The sequence below is a fragment of the uncultured Pseudacidovorax sp. genome (assembly GCF_913773995.1).
Taxonomy (GTDB): Bacteria; Pseudomonadota; Gammaproteobacteria; order Burkholderiales; family Burkholderiaceae_C; genus Xenophilus.
On the sequence record NZ_CAJYES010000225.1, the window covers coordinates 1 to 7,685 of the forward strand.

At 72.0% G+C, this 7,685-nt stretch carries 8 protein-coding genes; 1 reads left to right on the plus strand and 7 read right to left on the minus strand.

The annotated features are described in order from the left end of the window. From QZ772_RS20690 to QZ772_RS20710, 5 genes are all read right to left on the minus strand, one after another. Window positions 1-380: LolA-related protein (locus QZ772_RS20690; protein ID WP_366510630.1), on the minus strand; the 380-nt coding region annotated here is incomplete at its 3' end. Beyond that, window positions 346-1,314, minus strand: coding sequence for an acyl-CoA synthetase (locus QZ772_RS20695; RefSeq protein WP_295530353.1), 969 nt, complete (start codon window positions 1,312-1,314; stop codon window positions 346-348). The genes QZ772_RS20690 and QZ772_RS20695, both read right to left, overlap by 35 nt. A 125-nt stretch (window positions 1,315-1,439) precedes the next feature. Further along, window positions 1,440-3,164: an AMP-binding protein gene (locus tag QZ772_RS20700; RefSeq protein ID WP_295530335.1), complete on the minus strand. Its 1,725-nt coding sequence runs from the start codon at window positions 3,162-3,164 to the stop codon at window positions 1,440-1,442. Further along, on the minus strand, window positions 3,161-3,784 hold the full coding sequence (locus tag QZ772_RS20705; protein WP_295530338.1) for a hypothetical protein: 624 nt from the start codon (window positions 3,782-3,784) through the stop codon (window positions 3,161-3,163). Before QZ772_RS20705 ends, QZ772_RS20700 begins: the two co-directional genes overlap by 4 nt. A 4-nt stretch (window positions 3,785-3,788) precedes the next feature. Next, window positions 3,789-4,070, minus strand: coding sequence for a phosphopantetheine-binding protein (locus tag QZ772_RS20710; protein WP_295530341.1), 282 nt, complete (start codon window positions 4,068-4,070; stop codon window positions 3,789-3,791). Between the two features lie 179 nt (window positions 4,071-4,249). Here QZ772_RS20710 and QZ772_RS20715 point away from each other — a divergent pair, with 179 nt between their 5' ends. Then, window positions 4,250-5,821: a helicase HerA-like domain-containing protein gene (locus QZ772_RS20715; protein ID WP_295530344.1), complete on the plus strand. Its 1,572-nt coding sequence runs from the start codon at window positions 4,250-4,252 to the stop codon at window positions 5,819-5,821. 513 nt (window positions 5,822-6,334) lie between these two features. Here the strand turns inward: QZ772_RS20715 and QZ772_RS20720 are convergent. Both QZ772_RS20720 and QZ772_RS20725 read right to left on the minus strand, forming a co-directional pair. Beyond that, a complete protein-coding gene (locus QZ772_RS20720; protein ID WP_295530347.1) occupies window positions 6,335-7,384 on the minus strand; it encodes an efflux RND transporter periplasmic adaptor subunit in 1,050 nt (349 codons plus the stop codon). Further along, on the minus strand, window positions 7,381-7,685 hold a 305-nt coding region (locus QZ772_RS20725; RefSeq protein ID WP_295530350.1), incomplete at its 5' end, for a hypothetical protein. The genes QZ772_RS20720 and QZ772_RS20725, both read right to left, overlap by 4 nt.

Genomic DNA, 7,685 nt, shown 5'->3' on the forward strand with positions numbered 1-7,685 from the left:
ATCATGCCCTGCAGCTCGGGCATGGCGTCCAGGCTCAGCGTGCGGGTGCGGCCGCCGCGCGAGAGGATCAGCACATTGCCCTGCACCTCCATCGACTCCGGCCGCGGCGTGAGCGTGCGGCGCACCAGCTTGTCGGGGGCGACGAAGCTGAGCACGCCCGCGGAGTCGAGCGGGCCGTCCAGGCCGCGCACATAGCGCTGCTCGGTGAAGCGGGCCTCGCCGCTGCGGCGCTGGGCCAGCAGGGCCATCAGCTCGTTGAGGTCCAACGCCCACGCGGGCGCGGCCAGCAGGCCGGCCAGCGCCAGCAGCAGCGCGGCGCGCAGGCGGCGCACGCCACCCAGGGCCTCACGCACGCGGCGAATCTTCGAGCCAGAAGTCATGGAAATTGAACCAGTTGTGGGGATGGGCGCGGCACAGGTCTTCCAGGCGCCGCACATAGGCTTCGAGGGCGTCGCGGATGCGGCGTTCCCGCTCGGCGGGGTCGAGCCCGCGAGCGCGGCGCGGGGTGGGCGTGCCGCCTTCGGCAGCCGGCGCTGCGGCGGCAGGCACCGGCGCGGAGAAATCGGCCAGGGGCTCGAACACCACGCGGTAGCGGTTGCCGCCCAGGTACAGCCCGGCCATGAACACGGCCGGCCGCCGCAGCAGCGCAGCGAGCCGGAAGGGCCCGTCGTTGAACCAGGCCGGCTGGCCCAGGAAGTCGATCTGCACCCGGTTGCCGCGCTGGCCGGCGTCGTCTTCCCCCACCGCCAAGGTGCGGTCGCCGAGCATGCCGGCCATGCGGCCGCTGTCCAGCCAGTCGCGCAGCTCCAGCATGGCGGCGGGCCGGCCCAGGGCGATGATGTGCGGCCGGTACTCGGGCAGGCTGATGGCTTCGAGCACGGCGTTGATGCGCCGCGCGTTGTCGGGGTACATGAGCATGGCCAGTCGCAGGTCGACCGGCGCCTGCGCCTGCTGCCTGCAGGCCGACAGGGCCTCGAAGCTGCCGATGTGCGCTCCTACCAGGAAGGCGCCGCGGCCCGCGCGCACGTCGGCCTCCACGGCCTCGCCGCCCTGCACCTGCACGTCGAAGAGCGACATGCGCCCGCGCAGGAAGTACACGCGGTCCAGCACCGTCGACGCGAAGTTGTGCAGCAGCCGGTAGCCGTCGCGCCAGCCCGCCTTGGGCCCGATGGCGCGCGCCAGATAGCGCCGCACCTGACGCCTCGGCGTGGGCGCGAAGAGCAGGAAGTACAGCGTGATCGGATGCAGGATCAGCCGCGTGAGCGGCCGGCCGCAGCGCAGCGCCATCCAGCAGATGAAGCGCAGCGCCACCATGTTGCTGCGCTCGGGCGCCTGGGCCCAGTCGGTGCCCGGGCGCGGGCCGTCGGCGACGGCACCTGCGGGAACACCGGGGGCATCGCCGGTGCCGGTCGCGCCCTCCGGCATGGCCGGACGGGCACTCACGGCGCGGCCCCTCGGGCAGCGGCGGGGCCCGCGCCCTCCCCGGGCAGCCAGCGTCCGCTGGCGGCGACGGTGTCGCCCATCCGCACTTCGAAGCGCACACCGAGGGCTGCACCGGCCTCGGGCTGCAGGTCGAAGACGAGATCAGCGCCTGGCGGCACCGGCGCCAGGAACTTGGCCGCCGCCAGCATCGGTGCATCGCCCAGCCGCGCACGCAGCGCGGGCACGCCGCGCATCGCTTCCAGCACTTCGGCCAGCAGCAGGGCACCGGGCAGCAGCGGCCGGCCCGGGAAGTGGCCGGCGAAGGCGGGATGGTCCTGAGGCACATGGTGGGCCAGCCGCACCGGGCTGCCATCGGAGGCCAGCTGCGCCAGGGCGAACTCGCGCAGCTCGCGCCGCGTGAGCTTGCCGGTGCCCACCCGCGGCAACGCCTGCACATGCACCACGCGCCGCGGCACGAACACCGGCTCGATGCGCTCGCGCAGGCCGGCGATGACGGCCGCGGCATCCAGCGAAGGCGCAACGACGAAGGCCACCGGCCGTACCACCCCGTCGGCCACGTCGTCGGGCAGCCAGAAGGCGCCGTCCTCGACGCCGGGAATGCTGTTGAGATGGAAGTCGAGGTGGCCCAGCGAGGTGCGCCGGCCGGCCACATGCACCAGGTCGTTCGCGCGGCCCAGCAGACGGAAGCGACCGTCGCCGAGCAGTTCCAGCAGGTCGGCCATGGGCGTGGGTGCCGGAATGAAGTCGCCCGAGAAGACGAAGCGCTCGCCGCCGTCGGGGCCGGGCTCGGCCTGCACGCGGATGTCGCCCATCAGTTGCCAGATCTCGCTGCGAGCCGGGCAGCGGGTGGCCACCTGTCCGGTCTCGGTGCTGCCGTAGATCTCGACCATCACGCCGCCGGTGGCCCGCTCCGCCTGGGCCGCCAGCTGCGGCGAGAGCGGCGCCGTGGCCGAGAGCACCATGTCCACCGGCGGGACGGCCAGACCCGACTGCAGCAGCGTCTTGAGGTGGAAGGGCGTGGTGACCAGCGCCCGCGGGCGCGGCACCGACACCAGCGCCTGCACGATGTCCGCCGGGTAGAAGGGCCGGCCGGCCTCGAAGGCGGCACCACCCAGCATGGCCAGCAGCGCCGACGATTCGAGGCCGTAGCTGTGCTGCACCGGCACGGTGGCCACCAGGGTCAGGCCCTCGAGCGAATCCAGTGCCAGCAGCTGGCACAGCCGTGGCACGGCCGCGGCCACGTCGCCCGCGAGCGTGCCCCAGCGCTTGGCGTGCGGCTGGGGCACACCGGTGGAGCCGGAGGTCAGCAGGCTGGCCGCATGGCGCGTCAGGTCGATGGCCGCCCAGTCGGGCATGGCCGCAAGCGGCGCACGCGCGCCCTCGGCATCGACCTCGACGCGATGCGCCACTGCGGCGCCCTCGAGTTCGCCGGGATCGACCAGCGCAAAGGCGGACGGATGCTCGGCGCAGACGCGGGCCAGCGTGTCATCCCGGGCGTCCGGCGGCAGCAGGCTGGCATGACCGCGCAAGAGCGCCGCCGCCAGGCCCACACTGAAGCGGTAGCGGTCGGCGCACAGGTTGACGGCCGGGCCTTCGGCCGGCAGGCGCCGGGCCACGGCCTCGACGTCGGCCAGCCAGGCCAGCGCACTGATGGGCTGGCCATGACGCCAGGCCAGCGGCGCGCGCAGGTCGCGCGGGCCGAGCAGGTGGGACACGCTCATTGCTTGGCGGGCGCGTAGAAGGCACGCACGGCATCGATCAGCCGCACGCGCTCGAACTCGGGATGCAGCCGGTAGCGCAGCAGGTATTCACCCACGAACAGCGCGCCGACGCCGACGGGCGTGATCACGTTGGAGAACAGGGACCAGTCCTCGAACGGCCGCAGCAGGTAGACGGCCAGCGACAGGGCGCACACCACACAGAAGTAGACGGTCCAGACGGCCGTCACCCGCGCCGTGTACTGCCGCATGTCGGGCGTCAGTGTGTGGATGCGCTGCGCGAACTGACCGATCAGCGACAGCTGCCCGGCGCGCAGCGTGCCGCCGAACCAGCCGGCCAGCAGCGCATTGATGCCGACATGCTGGAGCACGTACAGCGGATTGGGGTCGCCGGCATGGCCGCTCATGACCGCGGCCAGCCCGGCCAGGCCGACGACGGCCACCAGGGCGAGTCCCGCACGCCCGAGGTGTTGGCCCGCCAGTCCCAGGCCGGTGAGCCACAGCGGCACCAGCAGCACGACCACCGCCCAGGGCTCGGCGGCGTGGTAGAGCATCATCCAGTGCGATGCGCCGGCGTAGGCCGCGCCCGCCAGCAGCATCAGCGCAATGCGCCAGGCGGGCATCCCCTTATCCGGCCTTGTTGGCGTCGACGTGCGCCGCCAGCGTACGCAGCGAGGCGAAGATCTGCTGGTTGCGCTCGTCGTCCGAGCGCAGCTGGAAGCCGTAGCGGCGCGAGATCTCCAGCGCCACTTCGAGGATGTCGATGGAGTCCAGGCCCAGCCCGTCGCCGTACAGCGGTGCCTCGGGGTCGATCGATTCCGGCGTCACCTCGAGATTGAGGGCGCTCACGAGCAGTTCGGCCAGCTCGTTTTCGAGCGGAGTACGGTCAAAGGATGCGGTCGAGGACAAGAACGGGCTCCCGGAAATGTAGAAATGCGCCGCCGGTCAGGTGCCGGACGGCAAAGGGAAAAATTATAGGAGTCGACCCGTGCTCCGCCGCCGCCGAAAGACCGTGCGCGACACCCGTGCGGACCAGCCGCCTTGGGTAGACTGCCGCGGTTTTTCCGCCCTCACCCGGGAGTTCCCCCATGGCCGATCCCCTGCTGCTGGCCCGCCACGGCGCCACCGAATGCTTCCTGCTCCCCGCCCTGGCCAACCGCCACGGCCTGATCACCGGGGCCACGGGCACGGGCAAGACCGTGACGCTGCAGACCTTGGCCGAGCGCCTGTCCGGCACCGGCGTGCCCGTGTTCATGGCCGACGTGAAGGGCGACCTCTCCGGCATCAGCCAGCCCGGGCGCATCGGCGACAAGATGTCCGCCACGCTGAAGGAGCGGGGCATCGAGCTGCCCGCGCCTCTGGCCTGCCCGGTGACGCTGTGGGATGTGTTCGGCGAGCAGGGCCACCCGGTGCGCGCCACCATCTCCGACATGGGCCCCTTGCTGCTGGGCCGCATGCTGGACCTCAACGAAACCCAGGCCGGCGTGCTGAATCTGGTGTTCAAGATCGCCGACGACAGCGGCCTGCTGCTGCTGGACCTGAAGGACCTGCGGGCCATGCTGGCCCATGTGGGCGAGAACGCCAAACAGTACACCACCAGCTACGGCAACATCAGCGCCGCCAGCGTGGGCGCCATCCAGCGCGGCCTGCTGGCCATCGAATCCCAGGGCGGCGATCGCTTCTTCGGCGAGCCGATGCTGGACATCCAGGACTTCATGCAGACGGTGGACGGCCGCGGCGTGGTCAACATCCTGGCGGCCGACAGGCTGATGAACGCCCCGCGGCTGTACGCCACCTTCCTGCTGTGGATGCTGTCGGAGCTGTTCGAGCAGTTGCCCGAGGTCGGCGACCTGGACAAGCCCAAGCTGGCCTTCTTCTTCGACGAGGCCCACCTGCTGTTCAAGGATGCGCCCAAGGCGCTGGTCGAGCGCATCGAGCTGGTGGTGCGGCTGGTGCGCTCCAAGGGCGTGGGCGTGTACTTCGTGACGCAGAACCCGCTGGACATTCCCGACGCGGTGCTGGCCCAGCTGGGCAACCGGGTGCAGCACGCACTGCGCGCCTTCACGCCACGCGACCAGAAGGCGGTGCAGTCGGCCGCCAGCACCATGCGGCCCAAGCCGGGCCTGGACATCGGCCAGGCCATCACCGAGCTGGCGGTGGGCGAGGCACTGGTCAGCCTGCTCGACGAGAAGGGACGGCCGGGCATCACGGAGCGGGTCTTCGTGCTGCCGCCCGCCGGCCAGATCGGGCCGGTCACGCCCGAGCAGCGCAAGGCCCTGATGGCAGGCTCGCTGGTGGCAGGGGTCTACGAACAGGCGGTGGACCGTGAGTCCGCCTACGAAAAGCTCAAGGGCCGCACGGCCTCGGCACCGGACGCGCCCCCGGCAACCCGCCCGAGTGCACCCGCATCGCCGCCCATCGTGGGCACGGCGTCGCCCACCGGAACGGCAGCGCCGTCCCCCGCGGGCGGCTCGGCCCCGGCGGAGGGGAGCTTTCTCAACGACCTGCTCTTCGGAACGACGGGCCCGCGTGGCGGACGCAAGGACGGTCTGGTGCAGACGCTGGCCAAGTCGGCTGTGCGCACCGTGGGGACGAACGTGGGCAAGGAGATCCTGCGCGGAGTGCTCGGGGGAATCTTCGGGGCGAAGACACGGCGCTGAGACGGCCGGGTCGAGGGCGGGCGGCGCATCACGCGCTTCGAAGGCCCGGCCCTTCACCGCTGGGCAAGATCGAGCCCGACGAAGGAAAGGGAAAGCGTACGCCCGCGACCGCACGCAGGGGTCCGAGCCTGTGCCAGCTGGTGAAGCGCACAGGTGGGGCGCCGCAAGGTGCAGCGCCGGGAAGCCGAGCTTCAGTACCTCGTGTAGCGCATGGCGTCCTCTTCGGCCCGGCGACTGCGGCCGACCATGAAGCCGACCAGCACGGTGCCGCACACCACACCCAACATGAATCCTGCAATGACCATCAACATTGGAGTCTCCGTCTCTCTGTGGCTGCAAATGCTGCCCTGTCGCTCGACAGGAGCAGGCCGCCTGAGACACACGATACGCTCCGATCACAAATCCCGTGTTGGGAGTTCACCCAGGGTTAATCTTCCCGACCGGTGCGAGGGACGGACGGCCAAAAGCCCGTAGGTCAAGGTCGCGCCGCGCACAGCCCCGAGAGGCGCAGCCCTAGCGCGCTGCGCCGTCGCCCGCAAACTGCACCCGGCATTTCACCCCGGCCGGGATCGTCCCCTCCGGGTTGGGCAGCTCCAGCCGCACGCCGAAGGTGCCGCTGGCCGAGTCGACCACCCGGTCCACCACGGCGACCGTGGCGGTGTAGCTGCCACTGAGCGGCCGTTCCACCTCCACCCGTGCGGTGCCGCCCTTGCGCAGCTGGCCGTACAGCGCCACCGGCAGGATCACCTCCACCCGCAGCGGATGGGTCTGGGCCAGCTTGAGGATGGGGCGGGCGCTCTCGCCGGCCTGGGCCACCTCGCCCACGTGCTGGAGCCGCTCGGTGACCACGCCCTGGAAGGGGCTGCGCAGCCGGCGTTGCTCCACCAGTTCGCCCAGGCGGCGCTGCTCGATCTGCGCTAGGCGGCGGTTATCGCGCGCCTCGGCGGCGTCGGCCTCGGCCACCTGCATCTCCAGGCGGGCGTCGTCGCGGTCCTGGGCCGAGATGTACTTCTCGCGCACCAGCTCCTCGCGCCGCGCCAGCTTCTGCTTGGCGGCCTGGCTGCGGCTGTCGGCCGAGCGGATGGCGCCGTCCATCACGGCGCGGTAGCGGGCGCCCTCCAGGGCCGCGCGCTCGGCGCCGCTGTCCAGTTCCACCAGGACCTGGCCTTTCTTGACCTCGCTGCCGCGGTCGACATGGATGGCCTCGATGCGCGCCTCCAGGCCGCTGCGCAGCTCGATGCGCTGGAAGGGCTCGATCAGGCAGGCGAAGCCGCCGGCGGGCACGGGTGCAGACGGCGTCGGGACAGCGCCGGGCGACGAGGCCGCCGAGGGCGAGGCGACGGCTGGCCTCATGTTCGGCAGCGCCGCTGCGGTGGTGGGCGCGGTCGGCGCCGCCGTGGGTGCCGCCGGCGTCGCCGCGCGGCCTGCCTGCGTCAAGGCAAGGCCCAGCATCAGGGTCAACGCCGCGCCGGCCCATCGGACCGACAGCGCGGGGCCGTCGGCCTCGCAGACGGCACCGCAACGGACAGCGGCCGCGCGCAAAGAAGAGCAGATCAGGGTCATATCGCCTCGCCGGAAAATGCCAGGAGCTGGTCGAGCCGGCGGTCCTGGCGAAGGGTGTCGCGCCGCGTGCGCGCATGCTGCCGCTCGGCATCGGCCTGGGCATGGCGGCGGCACTGGTCGAGCCGCCAGCCGCCATCGCCCGGCTGCAGCAGCGCATGCCAGGGGCCGCCGCGCTGGCGCAGCAGTTCGTCGTCCGCCGCCACCACCGCCAGCGCCAGGCCCCTGGCATGCGCTGCTGCAGCCGGGCGATGGCGGCTGGCGGCTCGACCAGTGCCGCCGCCATGCCCAGGCCGATGCCGAG

Bases quoted from the DNA above. Each gene is read 5' to 3' on its own strand.
- QZ772_RS20695 (WP_295530353.1), bottom strand. From the start codon at position 1,314: ATGGTGGCGCTGCGCTTCATCTGCTGGATGGCGCTGCGCTGCGGCCGG.
- QZ772_RS20700 (WP_295530335.1), bottom strand. From the start codon at position 3,164: ATGAGCGTGTCCCACCTGCTCGGCCCGCGCGACCTGCGCGCGCCGCTG.
- QZ772_RS20705 (WP_295530338.1), bottom strand. From the start codon at position 3,784: ATGCCCGCCTGGCGCATTGCGCTGATGCTGCTGGCGGGCGCGGCCTAC.
- QZ772_RS20715 (WP_295530344.1), top strand. From the start codon at position 4,250: ATGGCCGATCCCCTGCTGCTGGCCCGCCACGGCGCCACCGAATGCTTC.
- QZ772_RS20720 (WP_295530347.1), bottom strand. From the start codon at position 7,384: ATGACCCTGATCTGCTCTTCTTTGCGCGCGGCCGCTGTCCGTTGCGGT.